The organism is Peribacillus muralis (assembly GCF_001645685.2).
GTDB lineage: Bacteria > Bacillota > Bacilli > Bacillales > DSM-1321 > Peribacillus > Peribacillus muralis_A.
In genome coordinates, this window is sequence record NZ_CP017080.1 from 3,308,455 (window position 1) to 3,322,832 (window position 14,378).

A 14,378-nucleotide genomic window follows, 5' to 3' on the forward strand; every position below is an offset into this window, starting at 1 on the left:
GTTTCCTGCTTTTACTCGCCAATTTATCGACTTTACTCGCGAGTTTCCGCTTTCCATCGGAAAAATAAGTGCCTGCAGTACAATGAAACGTTCGTTGTACAAAACATCAAAAAACTGTAGGTAAACTCCATAACTTATCGAGTTTACCTACAGTATGTGAACGCTCTTGGCCCTTTAATGTCCGCCTAAATAAGCCTTCTTGATTTCCTCGCTTGTGGTCAGCTCCTCTGATTTCCCTGAAAGGACAATCCGACCCGTTTCAACGACATAAGCTCTGTCGGCAATTGATAGCGCCAAGTTGGCGTTTTGCTCGACAAGCAGGATCGTCGTTCCCGTCTTATTGATTTCTTCTATTATATGAAAAATCTGTTTCACCAATAATGGCGCAAGACCCATCGACGGCTCGTCCAATAGAAGCAGCCGGGGCTTGGCCATCAGCGCCCTCCCCATGGCAAGCATTTGCTGTTCCCCGCCGGAAAGCGTCCCGGATTGCTGCTTCAGACGTTCGAGCAAACGCGGGAATAACTCATAGACCTTCTCCATATCCTGCTTGATGCCTGCCTTATCCTTGCGTAAATAAGCGCCTAGCTGAAGGTTTTCTTCAACGGACATGTTAGCAAAGACCCGGCGGCCTTCAGGAACATGGGAAATGCCCATTTTCACGATCGACTGTGCAGCCTTTCCGCCGATTGACTGCCCTTCATAGAGGATTTTGCCTTGCTTTGGTTTTAATAGGCCGGAAACGGTTTTCAGCATCGTACTCTTCCCTGCCCCGTTCGCGCCGATCAAGGTCACGATTTCACCTTCGTTGATGGAAAGCGAAACTCCCTTCAACGCTTGAATGTTTCCGTAATAGACGTTAATATCCTCGATTTTCAGCATTATGAAACCTCCTCGCCCAGATAGGCCTCGATGACTTTTGGATTGTTGCGGATTTCCTCAGGCTGTCCTTGGGCGATCAGCTGTCCGTGGTCCAGTACGTATATGCGTTCGCAAACACCCATGACAAGCGGCATATCATGCTCGATCAATAGTACGGTCAAATCAAATTTTTCCCGGATGAGGGCGATCAGGTTCATCAGTTCATGCGTTTCTTGGGGGTTCATGCCCGCTGCCGGTTCATCGAGCAAAAGCAGCTTCGGGTTGGCGGCAAGTGCACGGGCTATTTCCAGACGTCTCTGTTTTCCATAGGGCAGGTTCTTCGCCTTCTCATCCTTGTATTGATCAAGGTTGAAGATCTTCAGGAATTCAATCGCCTTCTCATCCATCTCCTTTTCCCCTTTAAAATGGCTGGGCATGCGGAAGATCGAGCTTAAAATGCTATGCTTCGAAAGGGAATGATAGGCAACCTTTACATTGTCAATGACGGATAGCTCACTGAACAAGCGAATGTTCTGGAAGGTCCGGCTGATTCCCTTTTGCGTGATTTTATAAGGCGGGCGTTTTTTCAAGTCCTCCCCTTCCAAGGAGATCGTTCCTTCCGTCGGGACGTAAACCCCTGTCAGCAGGTTGAAGAATGTGGTTTTCCCAGCACCATTCGGCCCGATCAAGCCAACCAATTCACCTGGATATAGCTCGACGTTCACATCGGAAACGGCTTTAAGCCCCCCGAAATGAATGCCGACCGAATCGACCTTAAGCAGCGGTGTTTTTGTTTTCATGGCTGCTGCCTCCTTTACGTTTGAACATGGAAGTTATTTCTTTCGTACCCATTAAGCCTTGCGGACGGTAAATCATCATGACGATGAGCACCAGACTGTAAATGATCATCCGCGTTTCCGGATAATCCTGGAGGAATGTCGTGATCACCGTCAGTAATATGGCCGCCAATACAGCTCCGGACAAGCTTCCAAGTCCGCCAAGCACGACTAGGATCAAAATATCGAATGACTTCAGGAACCCGAAGTTCGATGGCTGGATGATATAGAAGTTATGGGCATAAAGCGCTCCGGCAATACCGGCGAAAAATGCACCGATCGCAAATGCGACAACTTTGTAATAGGTTGTATTGATTCCCATTGAATCGGCCGCCGTCTCGTCCTCACGGATCGAGATGCAAGCCCTTCCATGTGTCGAGCTCGTGAAATTCCTGATGACGATGATCGTAACGAGAACGGAAGCGAATACCCATGGCCAAGTGGTCAAATGGGAAACCTGCATGCCGCTCGCCCCGCCAACATAATCGATATTCAATAGCACGATACGGACGATTTCCCCGAACCCAAGGGTGGCTATTGCCAGGTAGTCACCTTTTAGACGCAAGCTTGGAATTCCGATGATCAGTCCGGCAAGTGCTGCCGCCAAACCGCCCACTATCAACGCTAGCGTGAATGGCATGTTCAGCTTCATCGTCATGACGGCTGAAGCGTAGGCACCGACTGCAAGGAATCCGGCATGGCCGATGGAGAACTGTCCCGTTATCCCGATGATCAAGTGCAGGCTTGCTGCAAGGATGATATTGATCCCGATGAACATGAGCGTATTTTGATAAAAAGGATTGAGCGATCCGCCGCCGATCAGCACTTGTACGATGGCGAAAAAGATCAATGATAGTGAAATCGAGAGCCAAAAACCTTTTGCTCGCTTAATTGTTGTCATTGCTTTGTCTCCCCTATACTTTTTCTTTTTTGTTTTTACCGAATAAGCCTTGTGGCATGAAAATCAAGATAAGAATCAGGACGACGAAGGCTACCGCATCACGCCATAATGAGTAACCGGCGGCACTGACCAAAGCTTCGATGACACCAAGCAATAATCCTCCGACCATCGCTCCCGGAATGATCCCTATCCCGCCAAGCACAGCGGCGACAAAAGCCTTAAGACCAGGCAGCACACCCATAAGCGGCTCGATCTTAATATAGTAAATCCCGAAAATGACTCCTGCTGCCCCAGCTAATGCGGAACCGATTGCAAAGGTGGCAGAAATCGTGTTATTAACATTAATTCCCATCAGTTTGGCTGCATCCGCGTCGAAGGAAACGGCACGCATCGCTTTGCCTATTTTGGTTTTATGGACGATGATTTGGAGAATGATCATTAAAACGACAGCGACTCCAAAGATCAAAATCGATTGGCTATTGATGGAAACTCCGAAAATATCGAATTTGTCTGTCGGCAATACATCATTCGGATAAGCTTCCGGCTGTGCGCCGCGGACGTAAATGAAGCCATATTCGATCAACAGGGAAACCCCGATCGCCGTGATGAGTGCGGCAATGCGTGTTGCGTTACGCAATGGCTTGTAAGCGATGCGTTCGATCAATACCCCAAACAGTGCACAGACCGTCATCGAGATTAACAGGGCGGGCACGAATGACAGATCCAAAACCGTTATCGAATAAAACCCTACGAATGAACCAACCATGAAAACATCACCATGTGCAAAGTTAATCAATTTAACAATCCCGTAAACCATCGTATAACCGAGAGCGATAAGGGCATAAATGCTTCCTAATGAAACCCCGTTTATTAACTGCTGTATCAATTCCATGTTCGACTCTCCTTGAAAAATCTAATTTTATAATGATCGTCCAGACTCTTTCATTCCACTCATGGAAGTTTCGGCAACCTGGTATTCTGGAAAAATGAGAATTCGCCAGCGCCTTCTTATGGAAGAAGGGCCGGCGAAGGGTTGGACTTTTTTTCGGTATTAAGGATTGATTTTTGTATTGAATACTTGTTTTCCTTCTTTGAACTCAAGGATGGTGGCTGATTTGATCGGATTATGTTTTTCATCCAAAGTGAAGGTACCTGTTACAAGCTCAAGGTTTTTGGTTTTTTCCAGCGCTTCCTTGATTTTTGTCGAATCCGCAGATCCAGCACGCTTGATTGCGTCTGCTAGGAAATATCCTGTGTCATAGCCAAGCGCGTTAAAGGCATCCGGAGATTTATCTTTGTATTTCGCCTTGAATGCAGACACAAAATTCTGAATTTTCTCATCGGGATCACCTGAAGAATAGTGGTTCGTGATGAACGTGTTATTCAATGCCTTGGCACCGGCAATTTCCACTAGCTTAGGAGAATCCCAGCCGTCACCGCCCATGAATGGAACATCGAGTCCAGTTTCCCGAGCCTGCTTCACGATCAAGCCGGCTTCCTCATAGTAACCTGGCAGGAAGATGAAATCAGGTTTGGCTGATTTCAAACGAGTCAATGTGGAGCGGAAATCGGTATCCTTCGCGATGTAGGCTTCCTCTGCGACGATCTTTCCGCCATTTTTTTCGAATTGCTCTTTAAAGGCTGCCGCTAAACCTTTTGAATAATCGCTTGCGCTGTCGATATAGATGGCTGCACTTTTCGCTTTGATTTCTTTGGACGCGAAATTCGCAGCAACCGTTCCTTGGAACGGATCGATGAAGCTTGTCCTGAAGATGTAGTCGTTCAATTTATCTTTGCTGAATGTGATTTCCGGGCTCGTACCTGAAGGTGAGATGACCGGCACTTTATTATCCTGTGCAATTTGCACCTGGGCAATTGAATTCGTGCTTGTCGCCGCACCGACGATCGCTGCAACCTGATCTTGTGATGTCAGCTTGATCGCTCCGCTTGTTGCTTCGGATGCTTCGGATTTATTATCGACTTTGATAAGTTTGATTTTTTTACCGTCAATGCCTTCTTTATTGATTTCCTCTGTCGCCAGCTCGAGGCCTTCGGCAATCGATTGGCCATATGAGGCTACACCGCCTGATAATTCAAGGTTGACACCGATTTTGATCGTATCACCATCCCCGCTAGATTTATCTGATGAACCAGAGCCGCTACATCCTGCTAGCATGCCTGCAGCAAGTGATAGAGAAAGAAATGCACCTGCTAGTTTTTTCTTCTTCATAAATAATCCCCCCATTTTGTAATCAGAGCTCTGATGCATGAATAATTATTCAATACGCTTCAGAAAAATTTGATTAGATGAAATGTTTAAAATTTAATTAATATTTCGAAAAATAGTTTACCGCATAATTTTCATTCCGTCTATACAATAATAGTGAGAAAATTTCGTGAAATAGGAGGTTTTTCATAGACTTTGAGAAGACCTTTTTATATCCATATATTTTAAATATTGCGAAAACACGCATCATATTCAGAAAAGACTGATAACTTAATTATATTAATATCGTATTTTCTGCCTTTATTACCCAAAATTTTTTATTCAATTCCTTCTTTTCTTCTCCCTATTACTTACATTTATCCCAAAAAAGTTGTATACCAATAGGGAATTACCCCCAGCTGGGACAATTCGTTTTAGTCTTATTTCCTATTTCAAAATTGAATTATACTATCTTGGATGCATAAAATATTGCATGAACCGTCTGCCTATCTTCATGCCGCCTTATATATTTTGCATATTCACACACAAAAAAAACCGCCTGTTGGCGGTTCAGTGTCCTCTTAAATGAGCCTGCTTGATTTCTGGTTATGGATTGATTTTTGTCTTGAATGTTTGTTTGCCATCCACATATTCCAAAATGGTGGCCGATTTGATCGGATCATGATTTTTATCGAGGTTCAGTGTACCTGAAACTAATTGAAGGTCCTTGACATCCTCCAATGCTTGCCTGATTTTTTCTGGTGATGCATCGCCAGATCTTTTGATGGCATCCGCCAGGTAGTATCCCGTATCATAGCCAAGCGCGGCAAAGGCATCCGGTGTTTTATTGTACTCTTTTTTGTAGGCTGCAACGAAATCCTGGATTTTTGCATCTTCATCTTCAGGTGAATAGTGATTGGTGATGTAGGTATTTTTTAGAGCGTCGGCTCCTGCAATTTCAACGACTTTCGGGGAATCCCAGCCATCTCCGCCCATGAAAGGAAGGTCTATGCCATTTTCCCGTGCCTGCTTCAAGATTAAGCCGACCTCTTCATAATAACCAGGAAGGAACACGAACTCCGGCTTGGCCGATTTAATACGCGTCAATGTGGAGCGGAAATCCGTATCTTTTGTGACATAGGCCTCTTCCGCTACGATTTTGCCGCCTTTGGCAGTGAACGCTTCTTTAAAGGCAGCGGCCAATCCTTTGGAATAGTCACTTGCACTATCCACATAGATCGCTGCTGTTTTCGCCCCTACTTCGTCAGAGGCAAAATTGGCTGCAACCGTCCCTTGAAACGGATCGATGAAGCACGTTCTGAACACATAATCATTCACTTTTCCAGCTTTATTGGTGATGTCGGGATTTGTTGCAGTAGGTGTGATCAACGGGACCTTGTTATCTTGTGCGACTTGAACCTGAGCCAATGTATTCGTGCTTGTAGCCGATCCGACCACAGCCACTACCTTGTCCTGACTGACCAGTTTAATCGAGCCGCTTGTCGCTTCTGCAGCATCGGATTTATTATCAACCTTGACGATTTCCAATTTCTTTCCGTTGATGCCCTCTTTATTAATTTCATCGATGGCCAGTTTCAAACCATCTGCAGCCGATTGGCCGAATGATGCCGTACCGCCAGACAACTCAAGATTCGCACCGATCTTAATCGTGTCACCCGAATTGGATGAACCTCCGCTTGAACTGCTCGTTGTTGAGTCGCCGCAACCTGCGAGTACCCCAGCAACCAATGAAAGTGATAGAAACACTCCTGCTAGCTTTTTCTTCTTCATTTGAAACCCCCTTGTTTGGTATGTTCTTTCAGCCCATTAGAATATCTGAATAAAAATAATATTCTGAAAACAGTTTATCTCATTCTTTCGACCCCGTCTATATGATCTGGATAAAAAAGTTATTTAAAGGAAAAATCTACTATATCTACACAAAAAAAACTGACTCTCTGCCTGGAGTCAGTTTGTCGGCTTGTCAGTCGTTTACACGGCGGACTTCGACCTCTTTTAATAGATCGTTGATCACCCAGCTTGCTGCAATCAATCCAGCTACTGAAGGGACGAATGCATTCGAGGACGGCGGCATTTGGGCTTTACGGATTTTTGCTTGTTCATTGCCGACCTCTTTGCGAACATCCTCACGAATGACAATCGGACTTTCGTCAGAGAAAACAACCGGAATTCCCTTTGTGATGCCCTCTTTGCGCAATCTTGTACGGATGACCTTCGCAAGCGGATCGGTATGCGTTTTGGAAATATCGGCGATTTGGAAACGTGTCGGGTCCATTTTGTTAGCGGCCCCCATGCTTGAAATCACCTTGATATTCCGCTTCAGGCACTCCTTCATCACGTGCATCTTATAAATCACCGTATCGGAGGCATCAATGACGTAATCGAGGCCATAACTGAAGAACTCCTCAAACGTTTCTTCTGTATAAAACATTTTCAGGGCAATCACTTCGCAGTCTGGATTGATATCATGAATGCGATTTTTCATCAATTCCGCCTTCGGTTGGCCAACTGTCGATAAAAGAGCATGAATCTGCCTGTTGACATTGGTGATGTCGACATCGTCCTTGTCGACTAGAATGATCCGGCCAATCCCGGTACGGGCCAGTGCCTCAGCTGAAAAAGACCCTACACCGCCTACCCCTAGGACAGCAACGGTCGTGTTTTTCAGTATATCGATGCCTTCTTTGCCAATTGCTAATTCATTACGTGAAAACTGATGCAGCATATATATTCAACTCCAATAAATTCTGTTCTTATTTAGCTTCCCAATTAACAATATATCATAAACATCATTTATGACAAGCGAAATATGAGCAGTCTAATCGGAATTAGGTTTCTCGTTCATTTTTGACAATTTTTGAATGACGGTCGCCAGCAGCAAAGTCCGCTCAGTCAGGCTCGGTATTTCCAGATATTCTTCCTCACTATGAGCATTCCCGCCAATCGGTCCAAGTCCATCCACTGTCGGTATTCCCAAATCTGCCGTAAAGGAAGCATCCGAACCCCCGCCCGTCGCCGTATCGGTGATATTGATGCCAATCTCCTTCCCCGCCTCGCGGATCGTCTCCAAAAGCATCGTCGTTTTCTCGGTCTTTTCCATCGGAGACCGATCCATTTTTCCAGTCAATGTCGTCTTCGTTCCTGGAATATTTGACTTTGCACATATTTTTTTCATTTGCTTCAGGATGAAATCTTCCTGCCTTTTTTCCGTGATCCGTACATCGACAAAACCGGCCGCATGCGAAGCGATCGTATTGACCGCAGACCCGCCCTCGATCATGCCGACATTAACGCTGATCCCCTTCTTCCGATCATTCAATTGATGGAAGGCTATGATTTTATGAGCCAATTCCTCAATGGCACTTCTTCCCTTTTCCGGCTCGATCCCCGAGTGGGCCGCAACCCCGATTATATCTATCTTGAATTGGCCGCAGCCCCTTCTTGCCGTCACCAATGACCCATCCATCCTTGCCGGCTCAAGCACTAACGCATACTTCTTTCTTGCCGCCTTTTCAGCAATGAGGGAAGACGAAGACGGTGAACCGATCTCCTCATCACTGTTCAAAATGATTTGAACATGCTTATAGCCTGTCTGCCCCGTCTGTTTCAAACAAAGAATCGCATAAAAAATTTCGACCAAGCTCGCCTTCATATCAGCTACACCAGGCCCGAACGCCCGATTTCCCTTCACCTTGAACGGCCGTTTCAGCACCGTCCCTTCCGGAAACACCGTATCCATATGTGCCACGACCAGAATATGCGGCTGAACCGCTTCACGATGCTGAATGACCAGCTGATTGCCATACTCCTTTTGCTTCACGACATCCACAATGAAATCCAAACCTTCAAATTTCGCTTTCAATATCAAGCCAATTTCATCTATGCCCTTTTTGGTATAAGAGCCGCTATCGATATTCACCAGCTGCTCCACGAATTGCAGCATTTCTTTCCGCTTAGCATTCAATAAGTCTCTCAAAGCCCTCACAACTTTCCTTCCATGGCTTATGATTTTTCAACCTTACTATAATTTACGAAGCTATACGATGGAATGTTACTTAAATGGGAGATAATTTAAAGTGTATAGGTGCTTTACTCGGGAATTTGAGCACTTTACTCGCCAATTTGCGGGCTTTACTCGCCAATTCGCGCGCTTTACTCGCCAATTTGCGCGCTTTACTCGCCAATTTACGGGTTTTACTCGCCAATTCGCAGGTTTTACTCGCCAATTCGCGCGCTTTACTCGCCAATTCGCAGGCTTTACTCGCCAATTAATCTTTCAAGACTATATACTCTATTTCTAAATTTCCCCCAATGGGGCAATTCCAAGACATATAACATTTTCTGCATAGTATTGATTGACTCCACCTGCAAAAATTGACGTGCCTGTTTATTGGTAATCGTGGCATTGATAAGAAGGGCGTAATCACGTAGAGTTTGAATGTGGGCATCTTTGGAGACCTTAGAACAGTGGCGGCATGACCATTTTCCCCAGTGATATTGCATCTGAAGGGCAGAACAGGCAGGACATTGAACGCTATTGAGCAAATCTTTTTCTTCAATTTGATACATTTGGAGGATATCAGGATAATGTGGGGTATTTTTTTCCACTATCGTCTTGGTTAGCTTGTTTTGCTGCCTTTGAGTTAATTGTTCAGATGGGTACCTATCTTTCAAGGTTTGGATTTTGGAGATGAGCATTTCTTTTCCTGTGATTTTCTTGAGAATGGGAGTAAAACCGGGGGTAGTCCTGATAATTGTATTCGGGTTGGCATTCGCAACAAGCGTTTCGATCGGCAGCGCAGGAAAATCATGAACAGCGAACCATTCGCTTAACCGTGTTTTTTGCACATCGACCTGGAGGAGTGGATCCAGATAAGCTTGTTCCTGTCCATCTTTCGTCTGAATCAATTGATGGTAGGTTCGATCGAAATAGAGCATTCCTTTGAAGTCTTTCACTTCTATGATGAGGCAGTATTTCTTTGATATTATGAGGTAATCGATTTGAAAAAAGCGGTTCCCTTCGTGGCATAATCTCAAATCATGTAATACGTGATAATCTTTCGAAAGACTATTTAACTCATTTCCAATCCTCCGCTCCCCGTTAAAGCCCGCACGGATTTTTCGGAAATCATTGTTAATACTTTCCTGTTTAGGATGATTCGCTGGCAGCCTCCTCATCAAAGCCTCCAGCATAAGCATTTTAACCGGCTTTTCACACTGTTTTCGCATATTCATCACTCCTTCTCCTTTATTTTCTTTATTGAAGCTCGCTATTCCTCCTAGAAGCTGAAAATCGGTGCTAACTAGGCTATTTTTTGCTGTTTTTTTGCGAATTTGGGAGCTTTACTCGCCATTTCCCGGGTTTACTCGCCAATTCTCAGGCTTTACTCGCCAATTCGCGCACTTTACTCGCCAATTCGCGTACTTTACTCGCCAATTCGCAAGCTTTACTCGCCAATTTGCAAGCTTTACTCGCCAATTGAGCTTTTGGCATGAGTACGGGTGCTTTTCTCATGAATTGAGCGTTTGCGGTTTTATTGGTTTTTTGCGCGCTTCACTCGTGAAAGCGCACAAAAAAACCCATGTCAGGAACATGAGTTGCTTTGTGATGTATAAGAGTCCCAATTGTGCCGTTTACGCCTTTGTTTTGAACCCGCTCTCCGCAGGTGGGTGCTCGGTTCCTCGCGTTTGTAAGTCCTCCTCGAGGGGAGGCATGTACGCGGCCAGGAAACTAGTGCTCCCGGTAACTATAAGTGTTCGGTCAAAACTTATAGGTTAAAGAACGAACACATCAGGACTCTTATTTATTGAAAACATCATATCATAATGCTTCGCTCTCTTTCAAGAGAAAGCATCTAGGTATTTTTTCATATTTTTCCCAAGCTGTTATTTCTTTAAGGCGGCCAGTCTTAGGCTTAGTTCTGCCAGTTGCTTGTCGCTTACGGCACTTGGTGCGTCAACGAGCAGGTCGCTTGCGCTTGCGGTTTTCGGGAACGCGATGGTGTCGCGCAGGTTCGTGCGGCCTGCAAGCAGCATGACCATGCGATCCAATCCAAGGGCGATTCCGCCATGTGGAGGCGTTCCGTATTCGAAGGCATCCATTAGGAAGCCGAATTGTGCGTTGGCTTCTTCTTCCGAGAATCCAAGTACTTTGAACATTTTTTCCTGAACGTCACGTTCGAAGATACGGAGCGATCCACCGCCAAGCTCGTAGCCGTTCAAGACGAGGTCATATGCTTGGGCACGGACGCTTGCCGGATCTGATTCCAGTTTGTCCATGTCTTCACGGAATGGCATCGTGAAAGGATGGTGTGCTGCATAGTAGCGGCCTTCTTCTTCGTCATATTCGAATAGTGGCCAATCGGTTACCCAAAGGAAGTTGAATTTGCTTTGATCGATCAAGCCTCTTTCCTTGCCGAGCTTGTTGCGAAGCGCTCCAAGTGCATCGGCGACGATGCCTTTCTTGTCTGCCACGAATAAGATCAAATCGCCCACTTCCGCTTCCAGTGCAGCCACTAGCTGCTGTTGGTCTTCAGCGAAGAATTTGGCTATCGGTCCTTTCACGCCGTCTGCTTCCACTTTCAGCCAGGCTAATCCTTTTGCGCCGTAGATGGCGGCGAATTCAGCCAATGCATCGATATCTTTACGGGAATAGTCGGCGTTTCCGTCCTTGACGACGATCGCTTTAACTTGCCCGCCGCTTGCAACGGCGCCAGTGAATACTTTAAAGTCGCTGTCTTTGACGATTTCAGATACGTCTTTAAGCTCCATTCCGAAACGTGTATCCGGTTTATCTGAGCCATAGCGGCCCATCGCTTCATTGTAGGTCATTCTAGGGAATGGCAAGGATACGTCAAGTCCTTTTACATCCTTCATCACTTTCGCCATCATCTTTTCAGCCGTGTTAATGATATCTTCTTGGCTCATGAAGCTTGTTTCGATATCGATTTGCGTGAATTCAGGCTGTCTGTCAGCACGCAGATCTTCATCACGGAAGCAGCGGGCAATTTGATAATAACGTTCGAAGCCGGATACCATCAATAGCTGCTTGAAAATTTGCGGTGACTGTGGAAGCGCATAGAATTCGCCTTCGTGTACACGGCTAGGCACCAAATAATCACGGGCCCCTTCAGGTGTGCTTTTCGTTAAGATAGGTGTTTCGATATCAAGGAAGCCTTCACCGTCCAAATAATCACGGATTGCCTTAGTGGTTTGGTTACGCATTTTCAGCGTTTCGAACATCGCCGGACGACGCAAGTCCAAATAACGGTATTTCAAGCGGATATCTTCTGAAACATCCGTTCTCTCATCAATGATGAAAGGAGGGGTTTTCGCTTCATTCAAAATCGTAACGCTTTCGGCTTGGACCTCGACCGTTCCCGTTGATACATTCGGGTTGATATTGGCTTCATCACGCTTGATGACTGTACCCTGGATATCAAGGACATATTCATTGCGGATTTTTTCGGCAGTGGCCAAAGCTTCCGCCGAAATGTCAGGATTGAAAACGACTTGTACGACACCGCTTCTGTCGCGAAGGTCGATGAAGATGACCCCGCCCAAGTCGCGTCGTTTTTGTACCCAACCCTTTAATGTTACTTTCTCACCAATTGCTGCTTCTGTTACTTCTCCATTGAAGTATGTTCTGCCAAACATGGTATTTCCCCCTTAAGCCTGTAGCTTTTTGAATTGTTCAACGAAAGTGGCAAGCTCCAATTGGACTTGTTCTCCGGTTTCCATGAACTTTACATTGATTTTATCATTAGCCAATTCATCATCACCGAGTGTCGCCACATATCTCGCTTCCAGGCGGTCGGCCGATTTGAATTGGGCTTTCACTTTACGGTCTTGATAGTCTTTTTCAACAGTGATACCGGCACTCCGCATTTGATGGGCAAGCTTGACGTTATAATCCTTGGCTGCTTCGCCTAGAGATACGAGGTAACAGTCGATGCCCTTTTTGATGGGCAGTTCGATGTTTTCTGCTTGCAAGGCTGCAATCAGGCGTTCGATGCTTAGTGCAAAGCCGATTCCCGGAGTTTCCGGACCGCCAAGTTCTTCAGACAGACCATTATATCGCCCGCCCCCACATAGCGTTGTAATGGCGCCAAAGCCCTCTGCATCACTCATGATTTCAAACGCGGTATGGTTATAATAATCCAGGCCACGCACTAATGTCGGATCTTCAACGAAGTCGATTTCCAAATCGGTCAAATGCTGTTTCACCTTGTCGAAATAAACACGAGATTCATCATTTAAGTACTCAATGATGGATGGCGCCGTTTTCATCAATTCATGATCATGGTCTTTTTTACAATCCAGGATTCTCAACGGATTTTTTTCAAGACGGTTTTGACAATCACCGCAAAACTCGCCAATCCGAGGTTGAAAATGTTCGATTAGGGCATTTCGATGGGCCATGCGGCTTTCCTTATCTCCAAGGCTGTTGATGACAAGCTTCAGCTTCTTCAGCCCAAGCTCCTTGTACAGGCTCATCGCAAGTGATAAAACCTCGGCATCGATGCCTGGATCCTTGCTTCCTAAAGCTTCGATCCCGAATTGAACGAACTGGCGGAACCGCCCTGCCTGCGGACGTTCATAACGGAACATCGGCCCGATATAGTATAGCTTGACCGGTTGATTCGCCCACCCGAACATCTTGTTCTCGATGTATGAACGGACAACCGATGCAGTGCCTTCCGGACGAAGGGTCAAATTCCGCTCGCCGCGGTCTTGAAAGGAATACATCTCTTTTTGGACGATATCGGTCGTATCGCCTACACCGCGTAAAAATAGTTCCGTATGCTCGAAAATCGGTGTACGGATTTCTTTGTATTGATAACGGAGACAGATCTCACGCGCGGTTTTTTCGATATACTGCCAAATTTCCGTCTGGCCCGGTAATAAATCCTGTGTACCTCTAGGAATCTGAATCGACATATATGTTTCCTCCTTTAAAGCAAAACGCCTCATTGTTACGGCGCTATACTGATTTTTGCCAAACAAAAACTCCCGCCCCTTGTAACTGATCCGTTACAAGGGACGAGAGTTGGATATCCCGTGGTGCCACCCTAGTTGAAGCACAAAAAAATCAGTGCCCCCGCTTAAAACAGTTAACGCCTGTTATACGTCCATCTCCTATTAGGAAATCCGTTCGGAGTGAAGCCTACGGAGGGTTCTTTCATTAAGTCATCATGCAGAATGCTTTCAGCCAAGGCATTTCCTCTCTTTTCATGTGTTTCTTAATTACTCTTCTCCATCATTGGTTGTTGCAGTTATAAGTCTGATATTTTATAATCATACGGACGTTAACTACAAATGTCAAGGCAGGCTTTAAGATTTCACCGCATTTTATTGGTTCAAATGTTTTTTCAGGTTTTTGATTGTCCGGACATTGACTCCGAACTCGGATGCCAATTCAACCAGATTTGCACTTTGTTCCTTTTGGATAAAATCGTGGAAATCGACGCCTAACACTTGATTGCCTCCGCTTAGACTCGTTTGATCTTTTTCGCTGAATTTCATGTGATTCCCTCCTATATCTATATACGGT

At 45.6% G+C, this 14,378-nt stretch carries 13 protein-coding genes, 1 other RNA gene and 1 other annotated feature; all 14 genes read right to left on the bottom strand.

Going from position 1 to position 14,378, the window contains the following annotated elements:
• Nucleotides 1-174: 174 nt before the first annotated feature.
• The 14 genes from ABE28_RS16090 to ABE28_RS25480 all read right to left on the bottom strand — a co-directional run bounded on the left by ABE28_RS16090 (nt 175) and on the right by ABE28_RS25480 (nt 14,350).
• Entirely contained in the window at nt 175-882 is a 708-nt protein-coding gene (locus ABE28_RS16090) for an ABC transporter ATP-binding protein (protein WP_064462136.1), read from the bottom strand.
• Nucleotides 882-1,661 (bottom strand): ABC transporter ATP-binding protein, encoded by a 780-nt coding sequence (locus ABE28_RS16095; protein ID WP_064462135.1) that lies wholly within the window; start codon nt 1,659-1,661, stop codon nt 882-884. Before ABE28_RS16095 ends, ABE28_RS16090 begins: the two co-directional genes overlap by 1 nt.
• On the bottom strand, nt 1,636-2,598 hold the full coding sequence (locus ABE28_RS16100) for a branched-chain amino acid ABC transporter permease (RefSeq protein WP_064462134.1): 963 nt from the start codon (nt 2,596-2,598) through the stop codon (nt 1,636-1,638). Before ABE28_RS16100 ends, ABE28_RS16095 begins: the two co-directional genes overlap by 26 nt.
• Nucleotides 2,599-2,611: 13 nt before the next feature.
• Nucleotides 2,612-3,490, bottom strand: coding sequence for a branched-chain amino acid ABC transporter permease (locus ABE28_RS16105; protein WP_064462133.1), 879 nt, complete (start codon nt 3,488-3,490; stop codon nt 2,612-2,614).
• Between the two features lie 159 nt (nt 3,491-3,649).
• A complete protein-coding gene (locus ABE28_RS16110) occupies nt 3,650-4,828 on the bottom strand; it encodes an ABC transporter substrate-binding protein (protein WP_064462132.1) in 1,179 nt (392 codons plus the stop codon).
• Between the two features lie 582 nt (nt 4,829-5,410).
• Nucleotides 5,411-6,595 carry an ABC transporter substrate-binding protein gene (locus tag ABE28_RS16115; protein ID WP_064462131.1) on the bottom strand — a complete coding sequence of 395 codons (1,185 nt, stop codon included), beginning with the start codon at nt 6,593-6,595 and terminating at the stop codon, nt 5,411-5,413.
• Nucleotides 6,596-6,788: 193 nt separating this feature from the next.
• Nucleotides 6,789-7,550 (bottom strand): tRNA threonylcarbamoyladenosine dehydratase, encoded by a 762-nt coding sequence (locus ABE28_RS16120; RefSeq protein WP_064462130.1) that lies wholly within the window; start codon nt 7,548-7,550, stop codon nt 6,789-6,791.
• A 93-nt stretch (nt 7,551-7,643) separates the two neighbouring features.
• Nucleotides 7,644-8,810, bottom strand: a complete 1,167-nt coding sequence (locus ABE28_RS16125) for a M20 family metallopeptidase (protein WP_306807299.1) — start codon at nt 8,808-8,810, stop codon at nt 7,644-7,646.
• A gap of 70 nt (nt 8,811-8,880) precedes the next feature.
• Nucleotides 8,881-9,093, bottom strand: coding sequence for a hypothetical protein (locus tag ABE28_RS25140; protein WP_156775801.1), 213 nt, complete (start codon nt 9,091-9,093; stop codon nt 8,881-8,883).
• Nucleotides 9,083-10,060 (bottom strand): nuclease-related domain-containing protein, encoded by a 978-nt coding sequence (locus ABE28_RS16130; RefSeq protein ID WP_064462129.1) that lies wholly within the window; start codon nt 10,058-10,060, stop codon nt 9,083-9,085. The genes ABE28_RS25140 and ABE28_RS16130 overlap by 11 nt, the downstream gene beginning before the upstream one ends.
• A 379-nt stretch (nt 10,061-10,439) precedes the next feature.
• Nucleotides 10,440-10,626, bottom strand: a non-coding RNA gene (ssrS, locus tag ABE28_RS16135) — 6S RNA.
• Nucleotides 10,627-10,711: 85 nt separating this feature from the next.
• The gene (gene aspS, locus ABE28_RS16140) at nt 10,712-12,481 is read right to left on the bottom strand and encodes an aspartate--tRNA ligase (protein ID WP_064462128.1); all 1,770 of its coding nucleotides are present in this window, start codon (nt 12,479-12,481) and stop codon (nt 10,712-10,714) included.
• A 12-nt stretch (nt 12,482-12,493) separates the two neighbouring features.
• Entirely contained in the window at nt 12,494-13,765 is a 1,272-nt protein-coding gene (hisS, locus tag ABE28_RS16145) for a histidine--tRNA ligase (protein ID WP_064462127.1), read from the bottom strand.
• A 95-nt stretch (nt 13,766-13,860) separates the two neighbouring features.
• Nucleotides 13,861-14,097 (bottom strand) — a binding site (T-box leader).
• 79 nt (nt 14,098-14,176) lie between these two features.
• The gene (locus tag ABE28_RS25480; protein ID WP_057911594.1) at nt 14,177-14,350 is read right to left on the bottom strand and encodes a hypothetical protein; all 174 of its coding nucleotides are present in this window, start codon (nt 14,348-14,350) and stop codon (nt 14,177-14,179) included.
• Nucleotides 14,351-14,378 lie beyond the last annotated feature (28 nt).